At 70.4% G+C, this 17155-nt stretch carries 15 protein-coding genes and 1 pseudogene; 14 read left to right on the forward strand and 2 right to left on the reverse strand.

Annotation, left to right across the window (positions count from 1 at the left end; translation table 11 throughout):
- Positions 1-3 precede the first annotated feature (3 nt).
- From ABD156_RS16405 to ABD156_RS16455, 12 genes and pseudogenes are all read left to right on the forward strand, one after another.
- Positions 4-441: a nuclear transport factor 2 family protein gene (locus ABD156_RS16405; protein ID WP_344273343.1), complete on the forward strand. Its 438-nt coding sequence runs from the start codon at positions 4-6 to the stop codon at positions 439-441.
- Between the two features lie 2 nt (positions 442-443).
- Positions 444-1250, forward strand: a complete 807-nt coding sequence (locus ABD156_RS16410; protein ID WP_344273346.1) for an alpha/beta fold hydrolase — start codon at positions 444-446, stop codon at positions 1248-1250.
- Positions 1247-2185, forward strand: coding sequence for a DUF1028 domain-containing protein (locus tag ABD156_RS16415; protein WP_344273349.1), 939 nt, complete (start codon positions 1247-1249; stop codon positions 2183-2185). Before ABD156_RS16410 ends, ABD156_RS16415 begins: the two co-directional genes overlap by 4 nt.
- Positions 2182-3327: a M20 family metallopeptidase gene (locus ABD156_RS16420; protein ID WP_344273353.1), complete on the forward strand. Its 1146-nt coding sequence runs from the start codon at positions 2182-2184 to the stop codon at positions 3325-3327. Before ABD156_RS16415 ends, ABD156_RS16420 begins: the two co-directional genes overlap by 4 nt.
- 29 nt (positions 3328-3356) lie before the next feature.
- Complete coding sequence (locus ABD156_RS16425; protein WP_344273356.1) at positions 3357-4421, forward strand: S-methyl thiohydantoin desulfurase family protein; 1065 nt, start codon at positions 3357-3359, stop codon at positions 4419-4421.
- Positions 4418-5710: a hydantoinase/oxoprolinase N-terminal domain-containing protein gene (locus ABD156_RS16430; RefSeq protein ID WP_344273358.1), complete on the forward strand. Its 1293-nt coding sequence runs from the start codon at positions 4418-4420 to the stop codon at positions 5708-5710. The genes ABD156_RS16425 and ABD156_RS16430 overlap by 4 nt, the downstream gene beginning before the upstream one ends.
- Complete coding sequence (locus tag ABD156_RS16435; protein WP_344273360.1) at positions 5707-7284, forward strand: PucR family transcriptional regulator; 1578 nt, start codon at positions 5707-5709, stop codon at positions 7282-7284. The genes ABD156_RS16430 and ABD156_RS16435 overlap by 4 nt, the downstream gene beginning before the upstream one ends.
- A 63-nt stretch (positions 7285-7347) precedes the next feature.
- Positions 7348-7509 carry a helix-turn-helix domain-containing protein gene (locus tag ABD156_RS47810; RefSeq protein ID WP_350540052.1) on the forward strand — a complete coding sequence of 54 codons (162 nt, stop codon included), beginning with the start codon at positions 7348-7350 and terminating at the stop codon, positions 7507-7509.
- 9 nt (positions 7510-7518) lie between these two features.
- A pseudogene (fgd, locus tag ABD156_RS16440) lies at positions 7519-8537 on the forward strand (glucose-6-phosphate dehydrogenase (coenzyme-F420)).
- A gap of 107 nt (positions 8538-8644) precedes the next feature.
- On the forward strand, positions 8645-10201 hold the full coding sequence (locus ABD156_RS16445) for a PucR family transcriptional regulator (RefSeq protein ID WP_344273363.1): 1557 nt from the start codon (positions 8645-8647) through the stop codon (positions 10199-10201).
- 100 nt (positions 10202-10301) lie between these two features.
- A complete protein-coding gene (locus ABD156_RS16450; protein WP_344273365.1) occupies positions 10302-11558 on the forward strand; it encodes an activator-dependent family glycosyltransferase in 1257 nt (418 codons plus the stop codon).
- A 30-nt stretch (positions 11559-11588) separates the two neighbouring features.
- On the forward strand, positions 11589-12413 hold the full coding sequence (locus tag ABD156_RS16455; protein ID WP_344273366.1) for a hypothetical protein: 825 nt from the start codon (positions 11589-11591) through the stop codon (positions 12411-12413).
- Between the two features lie 125 nt (positions 12414-12538).
- Here ABD156_RS16455 and ABD156_RS16460 read toward each other — a convergent pair whose 3' ends face one another.
- Positions 12539-13282 (reverse strand): hypothetical protein, encoded by a 744-nt coding sequence (locus ABD156_RS16460; RefSeq protein ID WP_344273368.1) that lies wholly within the window; start codon positions 13280-13282, stop codon positions 12539-12541.
- Between the two features lie 645 nt (positions 13283-13927).
- Here ABD156_RS16460 and ABD156_RS16465 point away from each other — a divergent pair.
- The gene (locus tag ABD156_RS16465) at positions 13928-14653 is read left to right on the forward strand and encodes an alpha/beta fold hydrolase (RefSeq protein ID WP_344273371.1); all 726 of its coding nucleotides are present in this window, start codon (positions 13928-13930) and stop codon (positions 14651-14653) included.
- A gap of 152 nt (positions 14654-14805) precedes the next feature.
- Here ABD156_RS16465 and ABD156_RS16470 read toward each other — a convergent pair whose 3' ends face one another.
- Positions 14806-15831 carry a phytanoyl-CoA dioxygenase family protein gene (locus tag ABD156_RS16470; RefSeq protein WP_344273374.1) on the reverse strand — a complete coding sequence of 342 codons (1026 nt, stop codon included), beginning with the start codon at positions 15829-15831 and terminating at the stop codon, positions 14806-14808.
- A 337-nt stretch (positions 15832-16168) separates the two neighbouring features.
- On the opposite strand from ABD156_RS16470, the gene ABD156_RS16475 reads away from it, so the two are divergent.
- The gene (locus ABD156_RS16475) at positions 16169-17155 is read left to right on the forward strand and encodes a TauD/TfdA family dioxygenase (RefSeq protein WP_344273376.1); all 987 of its coding nucleotides are present in this window, start codon (positions 16169-16171) and stop codon (positions 17153-17155) included.

The following is a 17155-nucleotide window of genomic DNA, read 5'->3' on the forward strand; positions in this document are numbered from 1 at the left end:
ACCATGAGCACTGACCGCGAGCGAATCCTCGAGGTGCACGAAGGCTGGTACGAGGCGAACGTCGGCCTCGTCGCCGACCGGATGCTGCAGTACTTCCCGGAGGGCGACGGCTATCACCAGTTCAACCTCAACGGCCACACCTACCACGGCGTTCTCGACAAGCACCGCCTGTGGGTCAACGCCGCGAAAATCGGGCTGAGCATCACCGCGATCAAGGACACCGCCGGCCCGGACGTCCAGGTTTTCGGGGACGTCGCGCTGCTCACCGCCGAGGGAACCGCGGACGTGCTGGCTCCGGGCCAGCAGGACGCGGTCGCGACTCCGTTCCGCACCACCGAATTCTTCCGCCGCGACGACGGCAAGGGCGGCCCGGACTGGCGGATCTGGCACATGCACGTCAGCGTCCAGGACCCGCGGATGCCCAAGCACGGAACGGAATGAGGATGAGCTTGGACCGCGTCAGCATCGAGGGACGCGCCGGGAAACTTTCGGTGCTGCGCACGGCGGACGGCCGATCCGGCGTGCCGCTCGTGCTCCTGCATCCGATCAACTCCGCGGCGGCGGTCTGGGAGGACGTCGCCGCGCGGCTCGACCGGCCAGTCGTGGCACCGGACCTGCGCGGGCACGGAAACTCCGGGCAGACCGGCCCGTTCACGGTCGAGGAAGGCTACGTGCCGGACGTCTTGGCGGTCCTCGACGCTCTGGGGCTGGACGAGGTGCACCTGGCCGGAGGGTCGCTCGGCGGCACGATCAGCGTCGCGCTGGCGGCGCTGCATCCCGGCCGGGTACGCAGTGTCGCGACGTTCGGTTCGACGTTGGGCACCGGCGTTCCGGCCGAGGCGATCGCCGCGATGGTGCGCGAGCTCGAAGCCCAGGGGACCGCCGGGTACTTCGCGGATCAGGTCCCGCAGATCGTGGGCCGGAAGCACCGCGACTCGGCGCGCATCAGGGAGGTGATGGCGCAAGCGGTCGGCACCCGGCCGACGACGGTGGTAGCCGAGATCCTTTATGGAGCGTTCGGCGCGGACATCCGGCACCTGGCCGGAAAGGTTGCCGCGCCGGTGCTGGCCGTGGCTGGCACCGAGGATCCGACCTGCCCGCCCGCGATGTCGCGCGAACTGGCCGAAGCCACTGGCGGCACGGCGAAAGTGCTGGAAGGAACGGGTCACCTGCCGATGCTCGAGGAAACCGATCAGGTGGCCGAACTCCTCCGGAAACACCTCGCGACCGCCCAGGAAGGAAGGCCGTGACGTACTCGATCGTCGCGCGCGATCCGGTCACCGGCTGGCTCGGCGTCGGCGCCCAGACCCACTTCTTCGGCGTCGGCGCGTTGCTGCCCTGGGCCGAGGCGGGCGTCGGCGCGGTGGCCACCCAGGCGTTCGTCAACGTCGGCTACGGGCCGCGCGGCCTGGAACTGTTACGGGCGGGCGTACCCGCACCGTCCACTGTGGACCTGTTGATCGCGGAGGACTCGGATTCCGGGTACCGCCAGCTGGGAATCGTCGACGCCCGGGGCTCGGTGGGTGCGCACACCGGCGAGTCGTGCGCGCCGCACGCCGGTTCCGCGCGCGGGCATCAGGTGACGGTGCAAGGAAACATGCTGGCCGGTTCGGGCGTGTGCCAGGCCGCGCTCAGCGCCTTCGAGACCGCGGACGGCGATCTCGCTGACCGCATCCTCGCCGGGCTTCGGGCCGCGGACAGCGCCGGGGGAGACGTGCGCGGTTCGCAGTCGGCCGCGCTGCTGGTCGTGTCCGGCCGCCGCGGGCCGACGCCCTGGAACGAGGTGGTCGTCGATCTGCGCGTCGACGACCACCCGGATCCGCTCGCCGAGCTGTCCCGCCTTCTCCCGCGTTCGCGGGCGTTCGGCGCGGTCGGCGGAGTGATGTTCACCCGCGGTCTGACGCTCGGGCCGTTCGAGGGGGTCGCCCCGGACGAACTGGACGAGCGGCTGAGAGACCTCGCGTCGGCGGCGGAGGTCATCGGGCCGGACAACCGCGAGGCCGACTTCTGGCGTGCGGTGCTGCTCGCCCGCGCCGGACGACATCGGGAGGCCGCCGACCTCTTCGCGGAGGTGGCGGCGTTCCGTCCCGCGCTGCTGGGATTCGCGAAAGGCTTGGCCCCGCTGGGCTTTCTCGACCGCGAAGCCCTCGTCGCGATGACCGCGCACCTCGAGGAGCCGGCATGAACCCCGCAGCCGCGGTCCAAACCGCGCGGGTGACCGAACTGGCCGCGAGCCTGATCCGGTGCGACACGCGGAATCCGCCGGGCGGCGAGCGTCCGGCGGTCGAACCGCTGTGCGCGGTCTTGGCCGAGCTGGGCGCCGAGGTCGAGATTTTCGAGCCCGAGCCGGGCCGTCCGTCGGTCCTGGGCCGCATCGGGTCCGGCGAGGGTCCCACGCTGCTGGTCAACGGGCACGTGGACGTCGTTCCGGTGTCCGAAGAGGACTGGTCGGTGCCGCCCTTCGGCGGACTGGTCCGGGACGGGCTGCTCTACGGCCGCGGCGCCTGCGACATGAAAGGCGGGATCGCCGCGGCGCTCGAAGGGATGCGCGCCTGCCGCGACGCCGGAATCGTGCCGCCCGCGAACATCGTCTTCCACCTCGTGGCCGACGAGGAGACCGGCGGCCGGTTCGGGACGGAAGCGCTGGTCTCGGCCGGGCTGGTGCACGCGGACGCGGCCGTCGTGCCCGAACCGAGCGAGCTGCGGGTCGGGGTGGCCGAACGCGGCTCGCTGATGGCGGAGATCGTGGTGCGCGGCCGGGCGGGGCACGGCAGCGACCCGGCGGCCGGGCACTCGGCGGTGGCCGACGCGGCGCGGATCGTCTCCGCGCTCCACCTCGCCGATTTCGGCGACGGCGAGCATCCGCTCCTGGGCACTCCCACCGCCAACGCGGGAACCATCGCGGGCGGCACCGCCGTCAACATCGTCGCGGCCGAATGCCGCCTGCGGATCGACCGGCGCGTGCTGCCCGGCCAGACCCGGGACGCGGCGCTGGCCACCGTGACCGGGTTGATCGACGCCGCGGGCGTGTTCGACTACGACGCGGACGTGCTCGCCTTCGCCGAGGGATCCGAACTGGCCCCGGAGCACCCGTTCGTCGCGCAGGTCCGGCGGACGGCGGGCGACGCACCGGTCCGCGGGCTGAAACTCGGCACGGACGCACGGTTCCTCCGCAACCAGCTCGGCATCCCGACCGTCGTGTACGGACCCGGGTCCATGACCGTCGCGCACACCGCCGACGAGTACGTGCCAGTCGCCGAACTGACCGCCGCCGCCCGCACGTTCGCCCGGCTGTATGCCGGTTTCCGGGGTGTCACGACCTCGTGAGCAGCCACGACGGCAGTTAAGGTTTGCGCATGGAACACGTCGCCGAGTCCGCGATCGACGACGTGGTGCGCGGTGCCGTGCACTTCGGGAGCGGAGGCGGCGGCGACCCGTACCTGGCACAGCAGCTTCTGCTCGCGGCCGTCCGGCAGCACGGGCCGATCCCGCTCGTCACCGCCGACGAACTGCCGCCGGACGCCCTCGTCCTCCCCGTGGTGTCCGGCGGAACCCCGCACACGCTCGTCGAGAAGGCGCACAGCACCGTCGAGGCGGAGACTCTCCGGACCGCGGTGGAAGCACGCGCCGGGCGGAAGTGCGCGGCGATCCTGCCGATCCAGCTCGGCAGCGTCAACGTGGCCGTCCCGCTGGCCGTCGCGGCCGAACTCGGCCTGCCGTGCCTCGACCTCGACCTGATGCGCCGCACGCTGCCCTCGATCGACCTGACGTTGTTGCGGCTGGCCGGGTTCTCCGTCTCGCCGATCACCGTGGTCGGCGGCTCCGGGGTGGTCGCCGAATTCAGCCAAGGCTCCGGCGCCGTGCTCGGCGAGCTGGTGCGGGCCGTGCTGCCGCCGCTGGGTCTCGTGGCGCTGATCAGCGCGTATCGGGTGACCGCGGGGGACTGCGCGCGGCTCGGCGCCCTCGGGTCGATCAGCGAGTGCGCCAGGATCGGCGCGGCACTCGCCGAAGACGGATACGACCCGTACCTGCGCGCCTGCGGCGGACGCCTGGTGTGCACCGGGACCGTCGCCGAAGTCCTGCAGCACTCGTCGGACGGCTGGCCGCGCGGCGTGGTTTCTCTCGATACCCCAGAGGGTTTCGTGCGGATCGACTTCCAGAACGAGAACCTGATCGTCAGCCGGGAAGGCACGGTGCTGGCGACCGTTCCGGACCTGATCGGCGTCGCGGACGCGGACACGGGTGCGCTGACGCAGACGATCGACCTCGCCGTCGGCCAGGAAGTCCACGTGCTCGCCAGCCCGGTCGACGAGCGGTGGCACACGCCCGAAGGACACGCGGCGGCCGGGCCGCGCGCGTTCGGCTACGCCGTCGACCCGGTGCGATTCGACGGTTCGACTCCGCTGGCCGGTGCCCGATGAGCCGGTTGCGAGTGGGCCTCGACGCCGTCGCCGCCCGAGCCGTGGCGATGGACGAGCGGAGCCGGATTGTGGCGTCCTGCCGAGGACTTCCCGAGGCTGACTCGCCGTCGCGATTGCTCGGCGCACTCGTCGCGGAAGGGATCGACGCCGCGGCGATCGACCGGGTCGTGGCGATCCTGCCGGAGCCCGTGCCTGCCGAGACGGGAGCTCGCGTCGGGGTCCTGCGCATCGGCGGCGCGACCGCGCTGCCGCCGCTCGTGGGCTGGCCGGCCGGGATGTCCGGCGCGCTGGCGGGACCGGTCGCGATGGTGCGCGGCGGGCACGAATACGACGGCACTCCGTCGGCGCCGCTGGACCTGGCCGCGGTGGCCGAATTCGCCCGCCGGTGCGCCGGAAACGTGCGCGCGGTCGCGCTCGCCGGAGTCCACGGGCTGGAGAATCCCGACCACGAACAGCAGGCCGCGGCCTTGCTCGCCGACGTGCTCGGTCCGGAGATCCCGGTGCGGAAAGGCAGCGAGACCGAAGCGATCGGGTTGCTGGAACGGGAAAACACCGCCGCGCTCGACGCGGCCCTCGCCGAGTTCGCCCGCGCCCGGATCGCCGAGCTGGGCGCGGCCGTCCGGAAGCACAATCCCGAGGCGGAGCTGTACTTGGTCCGTGGCGACGGAACGGTCCTGCCCGAACTCGCCGCACAGCGTCACGCCACAGCGTGCCTCGGCGCGGCCCGGGCGGCGATGCTGCACGGTGCCGCCCGGCTGGCCGGAGTGGCCGCGGCCGTGGTGGTGGAAACGACTGGCGGCCAGACTGTCGTCGGGACGACCCGCGGCGGGTTGCTTCCGGAATCGGGCGCACACCGGGAATTCGGCGGCATCCGGATCGGCGCGCGCCTGCCTCGGCTGACCGTGCTGAACCGCGAGAGTTCTCTCTCCTCAGCGGTGGCCCGCGCGCGGTACGGGTACGACGATCTTCCCGTCGTTCTCGTCGGAGACCGGTCCGTGCCCGACGCGATTCGGCTGCTGGACGGAGATCTCGCGGCCGCGGTGGGGGCGGCGACCGCGGAGGCGGCGGGTTCGGTCGACCGGATCTTCTGGCAGGGCACCGGCGGAAGGGAAGATTCGGCAGCTCGTGCCCGGCAGCTGGCCCGGGACGCGGCGGTCCGCGCCGGAGCCGATCCCCGCACCCTGCGGGAAACCCCGGTGAAGGAGGCGCTGATGACTTACGTTCCGGTGCCGGCCGCGCGCCTGCAGGCGACCGCGGTGGGGCCGATCCTGGAACCGGTGGCGCCATGACGGCCACCTTGGCCCAGCTGCTGGACCTGAACCTGGTCGAGCACTACGAGGTGCTCGCGGGCGAATCCGGGCTGAAGCGGCCGGTCGGGGCGGTCGTCGCGGGTGCCGCGGTGCACGAGATTTCCGAACTCGCCCCGCGCAGCGTCGTCGTGTTCGGCCGGGAGCAGCTCGTCCTCGACGACCTCGCCGCGGATCTCGCGATCCGGCTGGCAGGCAGCGCGGGACTGTCCGGGATCGTCGCGGCCCGCACGCACCGGCCGGTGCCCTTCGCCACCCGCAGGCTCGCCGACCGGCTCGCGCTGCCGCTCATCGGCGTCGACGACATCACTCCCACCGGGGTGGTCACCGCGTTCGCCTCCTACGTCAGCGCCCCCGAGATCGCCGGCCTGCGCGTGCTCGGCGACGCCTCGCGCCGCTTCCAGCGCCCGCCCGCCGACGCGAACGCGCTCGCCTCGCAGCTCACCGCGACTCTCGGCGAACCGGTGGCGCTCGTCGACGCCGAAGCCCGTTTCGTGGCCGGCGATCCGGCTGTGCACGCGCTGTTCGGCCGGTGTGCCGACCCGGCGCTGCTGGCCGATTCGCGGCCGGTCGCCCTCACTGTCGGCGTGGACGGCGAGCTGATGCTGCACCCGGTCCAGGTCGTCGCGACCGGGCCCGCGGTCTATTGGATCGTGGTGCGGCGGCCTCGCTTCGCGTCCGGAGTGCTGCTCGAACCGGTCCGGCGCGCGATCGCGATCGCGGCGCTGTCGTTCGCGGTGCACGTGGCGGGGGAAGCCCTGCGCGACGAACGGGAACACCGGCGCCGATCGCTGCTGCTCAGCGAAATCCTGGAACAGCCCGGCGAACCGGGACGCGGCACCGTCGAGCGGGCCACCGCGCTCGGCTGGCGGCTCGCCGGACGGCACACCGCGGTGCAGGTGCAGACCGCGGATGTCCCGGCCGCGCTCCGGATGTCCGCGCTGGGTACGGAATTGGAGGCGCGGCTGGCCGAACACGGCATCGACGCGAGCCTCGTAGAACGCGGCGACGGATGGCTGTTCTGGCTGACTGCCGAGGCGGCGGATCCCGGCCCGCTGCTCGACCGGCTGGCCAGGACGCTCGCCGCCGTCGAAGCGGAACATCCCGGGCTGCGGCTGTGCGCGGGAGTGGGCCGCGCACACACGGGCGCGGCGGGCATCGGCCGCTCCGCCGAACAGGCCCGCCGCGCGGCCTTGCTCGCCCACACCTCGCACCGCCGGGCGGTCGTGGAGCACATCGACGCCGGCTCCGCCCGGAAACTGATCGCAGGCTGGTACGGATCCGCTCCGCTGCGCGGGGCGGCAGCCGACCTGCTCGCACCGCTCGACGAGGCAGATCCCTCCGGCGGCCTGGTCCGCACATTGCGGTGCTACCTGGATTCCCAGTCGTCAGCGAAGGCGGCTGGGGTCGCTCTCGGGGTGCATCGCAATACTGTGATGCAGCGGATGGAGCGGATTGCCGAGTTGCTGGCTGTCGATCTCGGTGATCCGGACGATCGTCTGGCCGTGCATTTGGCGACGCGTGCGGCGGGTGTGGATTGGGATGAATCCGGCTGACGTCGCGCACAGGACGGCGGGTTGTGGTTCGTCCGTGGTGCACGATGACTCGGCAGCGAGGGAATCTCTGTTGGCTACAACGCATCACTCGGAGCCGCTCTCGGTCTCCACCGCAACACCGTGATGCAGCGCTTGGAAAGGATTGCCGAGCTGACGTCGCGCACAAGACGGCGAGCCGCAATTCGGCCGCCGTGCACGATGACCCCGCGCGGCCGAGCCGGTTGAGTGTCCCGAATGGACACACGCACTGCGAGAATCACTGTCGGCTACAAGGCATCGGCCGAGCAGTTCGGGCCGCGGCCTCTGGTGGAGCTGGCCGTCCTCGCCGAACAGCAGGGGTTCGATTCGGTGCTGGTGAGCGATCACTACCAGCCTTGGCGGCACCGGAACGGGCACGCGCCGTTCTCGGTGGCCTGGCTCGCCGCGGCGGGGGAGCGGACCGGGCGGGTCCGGCTCGGCACCAGTGTGCTGACCGCGACCTTCCGCTACCACCCGGCCGTCGTGGCGCAGGCTTTCGGCACTCTCGGCGCGCTGTATCCCGGACGCGTCCTGCTCGGTCTCGGCACCGGCGAAGCGCTCAACGAGGTCGCGGTCGCCCGGATGGAATGGCCCGGGTTCAAGGAACGGTTCGCCCGCCTGCGCGAGGCGATCGACCTCATCCGTCGCTTGTGGACAGAGGAGCGGGTGAGTTTCGACGGCGAGTACTACCAAACGGAGAACGCGACCGTCTACGACCGCCCCGCGCGGCCGGTGCCCGTCTACGTCGCGGCGGGCGGCCCAGTGGTGGCGAAGTACGCCGGCCGGACAGCGGACGGCTTCATCTGCACCAGCGGCAAGGGCGTGGAGCTCTACACGGAGAAGCTGCAACCGGCCGTCGACGCCGGAGCCGAACAGGCAGCCGCAAACCCGCGGACGTCGCGCGCTCGATCGAAATCAAGCTGTCCTACGACACCGATGCCGAGGCCGCCGTCGCGAACACCAGGTTCTGGGCGCCGCTGTCCCTGACCGCCGAACAGAAGCACGGCATCTCCGACCCCGTCGACATGGAGCGCGTCGCCGACGAACTCCCGATGTCCCAGATCGCTTCCCGGTGGATCGTCTCCGCCGATCCCGACGAGGTCGTCGAACGGATCCGCCCGTACGTCGACGCCGGCTTCACCGACCTGGTGCTGCACGCGCCCGGCGACGATCAAGCCCGCTTCCTCGAACTGGCCCGGCAGGACCTCCTGCCCCGGTTGCGCAGGCTGGGCTGAGAGCCCTGCCGAGCGGCCTCCGCAGTGCGGTGAGCCCACTGACGGCACTGCGGCCGCTGCTTAGCCTTCCTCCGACGCGGCGTCGCGTGGACGGAAGGAGCAGCCCGATGACGGCAGTCGATACCCGGCCAGGAGAACCGAGTGCCGCCGACCTCCCTCCGCCAGACGGGACGATCCGGCTGCCGCTCCTCCTCAGCGCGCGACGCGGCTGGTTCAGCGTGGCGGCCCCGGCTTCCGGCCTGGACCGGCCGCTAACCGGGGCGGTGCCGTGGGACCCAGCCCAGCCGCCCGGCCGACACCAGCTAGTGCTGATGACGACGCCTTACCCGACTGCCGACGAACTGGCGGAAGCCCTGACCGCGGTTGGCCGCGCAAGAGCTGCGGCGCTCGTCGTACGCGCTCTGCCTGCAGAACTGGACTTCACTGCCGCCGCGGTGCCAGTGCTGGTGGCGGAAAAACAGGTCGGCTGGGCGGAGATCGACACGGCGGTGCGGTCTCTGCTGTCCAGCGCCCGGTTCGGTGCCGTCACCCCGACTGCGAGCGGTCTCTACGACCTAGCCGAAAGCGCGTCCCTGGCGCTGGACGGCGCCGTGATGATCACCGATTCAGCCTTCCGCGTGCTCGCTTTCGGATGTGCCGAACCGGTGGATGCACTCACGACCGAAATGGTGCTGGCCCGACGCGTTCCGGAGAAGGTCCGGAAGCGACTCGCCCAGGTCCGAAAGATCGCGCGTCTTGACCTCCCGGACGCGGGCACGCGCTGGGCCGCCCCGATCCGCTCCGGCAACACCACCGGCGGTTACGTCGTCTGCACACCGCGCCGATCGTCCGCGTCCGTGCCGCGAGTGCTGGATGAAGTGTCGACGGCCGCCGCTGCCTGGTTCATCGACGAACCCGCCGGGCGAGACGACGAAGACACGATCCGCGCCGAGCTGCTGCGCGGACTGCTGGCTGGTTCAGGATCGCTGGAAGCGCTGACCGAACGGCTCGGCCCTTCGCGACGGTGGCGTCTCGCGGCCCTCGGCGCGATCACTCCCGATCGCGAGAGCGCCCTGGCGCGCTGCACCCGGATGCTCAACCCAGACACGGCGACCGCAATACTCGGTTCCCTCATGTTCGTCCTGTTTCCCTCCGCCCCGGGCTCAGGACCCGCCGATTTCACCGAGCGCCTGCGGCGACGCGCCTCGACGGACGTGCCGCTGGTGGCGTGCCTCGGCCGCCCCTGCACCACCGGCTCCGAAATCCGCGCCGAATTGGGCCCACTACGGCACGCCGCAGGTGTGCTGGCCGCCCGAACGGCACCCGCCACCGCCCACCTGACGGACCTTCTCCCGCACGTCCTGATCGCCGAGCTGGCGGACCTCGCCGCCGAACACCCCGCCCTGCTCGACGGTTCCCTCGACGTGTTGCGCCGCGACCCGTCGCCGCGCGGTGCCGAGTACCTGAACACGCTGCGCTGCTGGTTCGACGCCGGCGGAGACGCCACCCGCGCTGCGGCAGCGCTTCGGATTCATCGCAACACCTTCCGGTACCGGCTGCAACGCATCGAAGAACTGTGCGCGGTCGACCTGGACGATCCCGTGCAGCGCTTCACGATCGAGCTGCAGACCCGGCTTTTGGCGTCGCCCGGCGGAGGTCCGCGAGGCCCCTGGCGAGACGGCTAGGGGTGGTCCTCAAACCGTACTGATCGGTATGTTTTGCCAGGTTTCGGACCGCGGACTGTGCACGCTGTGCACGCGATCGAAGAATGGCGGGGAGAACTCGATGAAGGTCTTGTTCACGACGTTCGCGGCGAACGCGCATCTCTACAACCTGGTGCCGATGGCGTGGGCGCTGCGCGCGGCCGGACATGACGTCCGGGTCGCCGCCCAGCCGGACCTCGCCGACGCGATCGTCCGCACCGGACTGCCCGCGGTCGCGGTCGGCCCGGTGCTGGATCTGGGCGGACGCAACGGCAAGGACCAGGAACGGCCCGCCGGCAAGACTGTCTTCGACGGGGAGTTCGACATCACCGAGACCAGGGAAGACCTGCTCACCCTGGACTACGTCCGCGGCGTGTTCACGACGTGGTGCTCGATCGCGCTGGAAAACCTCGCCCACGACGCGGCGCTCGACGACCTCGTCGGGTTCGCCCGGTCATGGCGGCCGGATCTGGTCGTGTGGGACGCGCTGACGTACATGGGCCCGATCGCCGCGCGGGCCAGCGGCGCGGCACACGTCCGGATGCTGTTCGGCCTCGACCACTGGGCCCGCATGCGCGCCCTCTTCACCGACCTGGGCGGCGTCGGGGGAGCTGACCCGATGGCGGAGTGGCTGTCAGGAAAGCTGGACCGGTACGGCTGCGCTTTCGACGAGGAACTGGTCCTAGGGCAGCGCACGCTCGACCCGCTGCCGCCGTGGACCCGATTCCCGGTCGGCACGGACTATCTCCCGGTACGGCACGTCCCCTACAACGGCCCGTCGACGGTGCCGCCGTGGCTGTCCGAACCGCCCTCCCGGCGTCGCGTCTGCGTCACCCTGGGCATGTCCCGCCGAGACCTGTGGGGCGATGACCAGTTCTCGGTCAGCGACCTTTTCGCCGCGGTTGCCGACCTCGACGTCGAAGTGGTGGCAACCCTGACCGCCCGGCAGGCGGAATCGGCCTCAGCAGTACCGGACAACGTCCGGCTGTACGACTTCGTCCCCCTGGACGCCCTGCTGCCGACCTGCGCCGCGGTGATTCATCACGGAGGTGCGGGAACGATCGGAAACGCCGTGGTGCACGGCGTTCCGCAACTGGTGATCCCAGGAAACATGTGGGACAAGGCGGGTTTGGCCGATTTGCTGGCTGCTCAAGGAGCCGGTCTGGTGCTGGAACACGACCAGGTCACTGCCGGGCAATTGCGCGCGCAGCTGGTGAGGCTGCTGGACGAGCCGTCGTTCGCCGTGTCGGCGGAGAAGGTGCGCGCGCAGGTGCTGGAAACCCCCGCGCCCGCCCAGATCGTGCCGGAACTGGAACGGCTGGCGGGCGTCCGAGACTGACGGCTGCCGCTCGGCCGCGGAGACAAGTCCTTGCTGCCGCTGGTGATACGCTCGCCGCGGCAATGGAAAGATTCGCGTGCCAACACTAATGTGGACGTTCGCCCGAAGCAGATGGTCACGAAGCTGAAATTCTACGATCTCGAACTGCTTGCCGATGGTGGTGCTCTCGCGATCGCTCGCCCGAGGTTGCTGCTCGCCGCGGGTGTCGTGTCGAGCGGTCCGTATCTCGATCGTGCGCGCCATGAGGAACGCGTTCTGTCTACTCGGGGCAGCGTCGACTGGTTCACGTGGGAGCCTGTTGACGAGTTCAGATTCGACCGGCGAACCGGCCTGCTGACCAGCGTTGCTCTGCGCGTGCCGGACACAACGTTTCTCGCCGCCCCGCACGGAGCATCCGGCTCGGCGAGCCGAGGCGCAGTGCGACTGGACCCGGTTCGCGATTTCTTCGCCCCTGCTACGCGCTATCGCCACTACCGGTCCGACGACACCTTGTTCTGCGTCGACAGTAATGTTGTCTCGAAAGTGGAAGAAATCGAGGTGGCGTCCGGGCTGTGGTTGCTCTTTGCTTCGGATGGCTATTGCGGCTGGCGGCTGGCCGAGGCCTCCCGGGTGCTCGCTGATGCCGACGATTCGCCGGTAGCTGCCGGTGCTTCCTGCGACCTGCTGCGCGAGTGCCTGGCTGAATACTTTGACCTGACGTCGGAGCAACGGATAGGCGAACTGATATCCGGTGAATCCTTGCATCGACTGCGAAGCATCGCCGCGCGGCTGCAATCGAACGGCGGCCAGTTCTGCGACGGATGCCGAATTCTGCTGCGCCAGGTCGAGGACCTGCTGCGGGAATGGGGCCGGTGAATTGAGAGCGTAAGGAGCGAGCGCGGCAGTTCGGCGAGGTGCGAATCCTGGCCGAAGAGTAGAAGGCCTCCCTGTCCACGGCGACAAGGAGGCCTTCCTACGTCCATAATGGACTCAGAAACGCGTCACCGGCACTTCAGGGCGCCGTCGGAGATCGCCACTCCGCCGACCTTGCCGTCGGCCGTGGGGGTGAATTCGAACTGCCAGCCCGGCTTTTCCGGGAGGGGCAGCTCGAGCCGCCCGGCCTTGCTTTCCTTCAGTCCGCGCCCGTCGTACGCCTTGTGCAGGTCGGCCAGCGAGGATCCGACGCCGATGCCCTCCGCGGTCTTGGCGTCGGGCGGCGCGCCCAGCTCGTGCACGCCGTTCTTGCCGAACGAGGCGCCACCGGCCGCGGCGAACGCCTTGTCGCGCTCTTCCCGCTTGCCCGCCAGGTCGGCACTCGCCATCGCCGCGTCCGCCGACAGCTGAGCCGCCTCCGCGTCCTTGGCGGCCGCCTTGGCCGAATCCGCGGCGGACTTGCCCGCGGGCTGTTTCGCGGCCTGGTCCGCCGCGTCCGCCTTGGCGTTGAGGTCGTCGGCCTTCCGCTGCGCCTCGGCCTCGGCGGCCAGCCGCGCCTGGTCCGGCGCGGGGCCGCCCTGCCAGCTCAGAACCGTGCAGCCGTCCAGCGTGGACACCGGGGCGTTGGCGAGTTTCCCGGTGGCCGCGGCCGCTTCCTTGGCCATCCCGGGCGCGATGCCGCGGTAACCGGCCGCGCCGAAAACCTCGGGCCGGGCGGCGGCGCTTTCCGGCGGAGCGCTGGTGGCTTCCGACGAGCACGCCGCCAGCGCGGAGACCGCGGCGATCGCCGCGGCCGCACGGCCGATGGACATGACAAAACCCTTGTGCATCTGATTCCCCTCGTACCCGGACCCAATCGATGGGGTCGTCGTTCCCGGCGGACCGAGATAGCGATAACTTACCGGACCCCGGAGACTTCCCCCATTGATTACCCGACGGGGGCGCTTTCGGCTCGTGCGGGAGGACGGCCGCCTTGAGTGTTCCTGGGCTTGGGAGGCTCCTGAAAGCGCAGTGTGTCCCGGCTGTTCGGGGGTGCCGACGGCCAGCGAACTGGCGCGTCGGCCGAAGACGACCCCTGGCCGCCAGCCCTGAGCCGCCGAAGGTGCTGCCGCTAGTGACGGCATGCCCGAAGCCGGGACCGCTCCCGAGGACCGGCAATACCCTCCCAGCGCGAGCCTCGGGAACGCGGACGTCGGGAGGACGAGCGATGGTCGGCCCTCGCACAGCTGCCACGACTGGCGGGCCGCACCGCCCTCGGGTTCGCCAGCCTTTCCCTGATCCAGCGCATCGCCGGGCAGCCCACTGCGGCCAGGTCAGCCTGGGCCGGTGCGCGTCCCCGGACAGGGTTGTTCGATACCCGCTGTTTCGCCCGCGAATGCGGCGAGGAACGGCGGTCGGTCCTTATCCCGTGCGAATCGCATTCGGCCCTTCGCATACCGGCAAATGGAGGCTCGGTCATGAGCACGTTCGTTCTCGTGCACGGTTCCTGGCACGACGGTTCGGCCTGGGACGCGGTCGTTCCCCGGTTGGAAGAACTCGGCCACGTCGCGCACAGTCCGACGATGGCGGGTCATGGCAAGGGCGCGGACAAAGCGGTCGGCCACGAGGACTGCGTGCGGTCGGTCCAGCGGTTCGTCGTGGACCGCGATCTCGCGGACGTCGTGCTGGTCGGCCACAGTTTCGGCGGGTCGGTGATCGCGCGGGTCGCCGAGGAGGTCCCGGAGCGGTTGCGCCGCCTGGTCTTCTGGAACGCGTTCGTGCCGCGGCCGGGCACCAGCGTCGAGGACGATTTTCCGCCCCATTACCGCGAATTGTTCGCACGCCTGGCCAGCGAGTCGGGCGACAACACGGTGACGTTGCCGTTCCCGATCTGGCGCGAGGCGTTCGTCCAGGACGCCGACCTCGACCGCGCGACGGCCGCTTACCAGCAGCTGTCGCCGACGCCGTACCAGCCGTTCCTGGACCGGCTCGACTTGTCGAGGTTCTACCGGCTGGAGATCGCCAAGAGCTACCTGAACTGCACCGACGACACGGCGCTTCCGCCCGGCGAATGGGGATGGCACCCGCGGATGTCCGGACGGCTCGGCTTGCACCGGCTGGTGCAGCTGCCCGGCAGCCACGAGGTCGTCTTCACCAATCCCCGGCTGCTCGCCGAAAAGATCGCCCAGGCCGGGAGGGACTGACGCGAGCCTGCCGCACCAGCGCTCGGCAGGGGACTGAACTCGCGCCGGGCGCTCGCGGCCGGACTCCGTCGGCGGTCATCGAAGGCGAATCAGCCGAGGAGAGCTGGCGCGGGGTCGGCTGGCGAGATGTCCACAGTGGACACATGCGCCGGTCATCGCGGCGTGCGCCAGCGGTTCCGGGATTCCAGCGCGGTCCCGGAAACGAGCACGCTCTCGTGGTGGCGGATGTCGAGGTTCGAGCCGTCGATGTAGTGCTGGGTCAGCCTGCCGGGGTAGACCAGCGTGTCCGCGGTGGTGATCCGGCAGTTGACGGCGGTTCGCCGCCGGCCGGAGAGGTTGGCGGGCGAGCTGTGCATGGTGCGCTCGCTGAAGACGAGGAAATCTCCCGCCTTCATCGTCATGGTGACGACGTCGGCGGGGTCGGGGGAGTACTCGGTGAACTTCGCCCACAGCCCGCGGAACCGGTTCGTGAGGTGGTCCACGAGGGTGTCGCGGTCGCTGCCGTCGACGTCGAAACCGGTCAGCCACGCCGAGGTGTCGATGTCCAGGATCAGTTCCCCGGACCGGGTCCGCTTCGCTATTTCGTCCTTGGCGAGCCCTTGGAACGGTTCCTCGTAAAAGGCCGATTCCGGCATCGGGACCCGTTTCCACGGGACCCTGGTGCGCTGGCTGCCGGGGACGAACCGCAGCGGGCCGTTTTCCTCGGTGACGTCGTCGAGCGCGATCCAGACCGTCAGGTCCCAGATCTTGCCCTCCGGATCGACCGGCCGGAGCGACGGGGTGGAGTTGCCGATCTCCTCGCCGTCGAACGCCCCCCACTCCTGGTGCCACCCGATGGCGTCGCCGCCCGGCGGCTTGTGGAAGATCTTCGACCGCCACAGAAGCAGATCGGGGCCGAGCAGCGAGGCGACCCGGCCCACGACGGCGTCCTGGGTCAGCACGCTTTCCAGTTCCTTGTCGACCAGATGCCAGTCGCGATGGGAATACCGGCCGTAGACCGGATGGGGCCGGCGGTTCAGCACCACGTCCTCGAGCCGGTCGGCCAGGGCCGGAAGGCACTGCGGCGCCGAGGCGGGGCGGAACGGGCCGGCGAATCCGTCCCGCCAGAACGCGGCTTCTTCTTGTGCTGTCAGCGAAGCGCCGGCGGCGGCGTCGTTTTCGTCGCGGTCGGAGATCATGCGGCATTTCCCCCTCGGCTCGCACCGTTCTCGCGCCGGTTCGACCGCGCCCGCGCCGAACGGCGGGCAAGGACGCGCGAACGGCTCGATTGTCCGCTGGTGTCCCGAAAAGCCGGGGGAGGATTCGCGGAGTTCCGTCCCGCGGCGCCAGTATCGCTTCCGAGTTTCCTGCGGTGGTCGGCGGCTGTCAATCAACCGGAACGGTGGAGAAGGGGAGGTTGCGGTGCGGAGGCCGACATTCGTACAGTACCAAGGGACTCAGCGGCCCCCGTGTCCGCCGCGAGAGACGGCCGGGGACGAAATCAGCGTCTCCAACGTCGTGTCACGGGGGAATCCAGTGCCACCTCATCGCACTTCCCAGCCTTCAGGCGGTTCGGTTTCGGCCCGCGCGCTCCCGATCCGGGTCACCGCGCCTCCCGACGGGGCGGATCTCGCCGGATGGGCCGGGGACCATCGCGCGGAAATCGACGAGTACCTGCGGACTTCGGGAGCCGTCCTGTTCCGCGGTTTCGGCGTCACGCAAGCGGATCAGTTCGAACCCGCGGCCAGGAGCCTGTGCGCCGGACTCATGCGGGACACCGGCGAACATCCGCGGGACCAGGTCGGGGGAAGCGTTTTCTCGCCGGTTTTCTACGCGCCCGAACAGAAACTGCTCTGGCACAACGAGCAGTCGTTCGACCGGACCGGTCCGGCCCGGATCTTGTTCTGCTGCGCCGAGCCCGCCGAGCAGGGCGGCGAGACGCCGATCGTGGACAGCAGGCTGGTGCTGGCCGCGTTGCCGGGCCACATCCGGGAGCCGTTTTCGGCGCAGGGCGTGCAGTATCGCCGCGCCTATCATCCGGGAGTCGGGCGCAGCTGGCAGCAGGTGTTCGGCACCGAGGACCGGGTCCGGGCCGAGGAGCTGTGCCGGATCGGCGGCATCGAGTTTTCCTGGCACGGCAAGGTGTTGACGACCCAGTGCACGCGGCCGGCGATCCTCGAGCACCCGATCACGAAGGAGCGGTCCTGGTTCAACCAGGCGCAGCATTGGCATCCGTCCTGCCTCGACCCGGCGACCCGCAGTTCGCTCGCCACGGTCTTCGGCCCCGACTTGCCGCGGGACTGCCGTCTCGGCGACGGAAGCGTGATCCCGGACGCGTGGATGACGGCGATTCTCGAGGTCTACGCCTCGCTGGAGTCCGTTTTCCCTTGGCAGGCCGGGGATGTGCTGGCATTGGACAACATTCTGGTGGCGCACGCGAGAAATCCGTATCGCGGCAAGCGGCGGCTTCTCGTGGCGATGGGCGACGAGACGACTTTCGACGGGGCCGCGCCGTCGAACTGA

Origin of the sequence: Amycolatopsis albidoflavus (genome assembly GCF_039525725.1) — a bacterium.
Classification (GTDB): Bacteria; Actinomycetota; Actinomycetes; order Mycobacteriales; family Pseudonocardiaceae; genus Amycolatopsis; species Amycolatopsis albidoflava.

Coding starts and splice junctions, on each gene's coding strand:
- ABD156_RS16405 (WP_344273343.1), top strand. CDS start 4: ATGAGCACTGACCGCGAGCGAATCCTCGAGGTGCACGAAGGCTGGTAC.
- ABD156_RS16410 (WP_344273346.1), top strand. CDS start 444: ATGAGCTTGGACCGCGTCAGCATCGAGGGACGCGCCGGGAAACTTTCG.
- ABD156_RS16420 (WP_344273353.1), top strand. CDS start 2,182: ATGAACCCCGCAGCCGCGGTCCAAACCGCGCGGGTGACCGAACTGGCC.
- ABD156_RS16425 (WP_344273356.1), top strand. CDS start 3,357: ATGGAACACGTCGCCGAGTCCGCGATCGACGACGTGGTGCGCGGTGCC.
- ABD156_RS16430 (WP_344273358.1), top strand. CDS start 4,418: ATGAGCCGGTTGCGAGTGGGCCTCGACGCCGTCGCCGCCCGAGCCGTG.
- ABD156_RS16435 (WP_344273360.1), top strand. CDS start 5,707: ATGACGGCCACCTTGGCCCAGCTGCTGGACCTGAACCTGGTCGAGCAC.
- ABD156_RS16445 (WP_344273363.1), top strand. CDS start 8,645: ATGACGGCAGTCGATACCCGGCCAGGAGAACCGAGTGCCGCCGACCTC.
- ABD156_RS16450 (WP_344273365.1), top strand. CDS start 10,302: ATGAAGGTCTTGTTCACGACGTTCGCGGCGAACGCGCATCTCTACAAC.
- ABD156_RS16460 (WP_344273368.1), bottom strand. CDS start 13,282: ATGTCCATCGGCCGTGCGGCCGCGGCGATCGCCGCGGTCTCCGCGCTG.
- ABD156_RS16465 (WP_344273371.1), top strand. CDS start 13,928: ATGAGCACGTTCGTTCTCGTGCACGGTTCCTGGCACGACGGTTCGGCC.
- ABD156_RS16470 (WP_344273374.1), bottom strand. CDS start 15,831: ATGATCTCCGACCGCGACGAAAACGACGCCGCCGCCGGCGCTTCGCTG.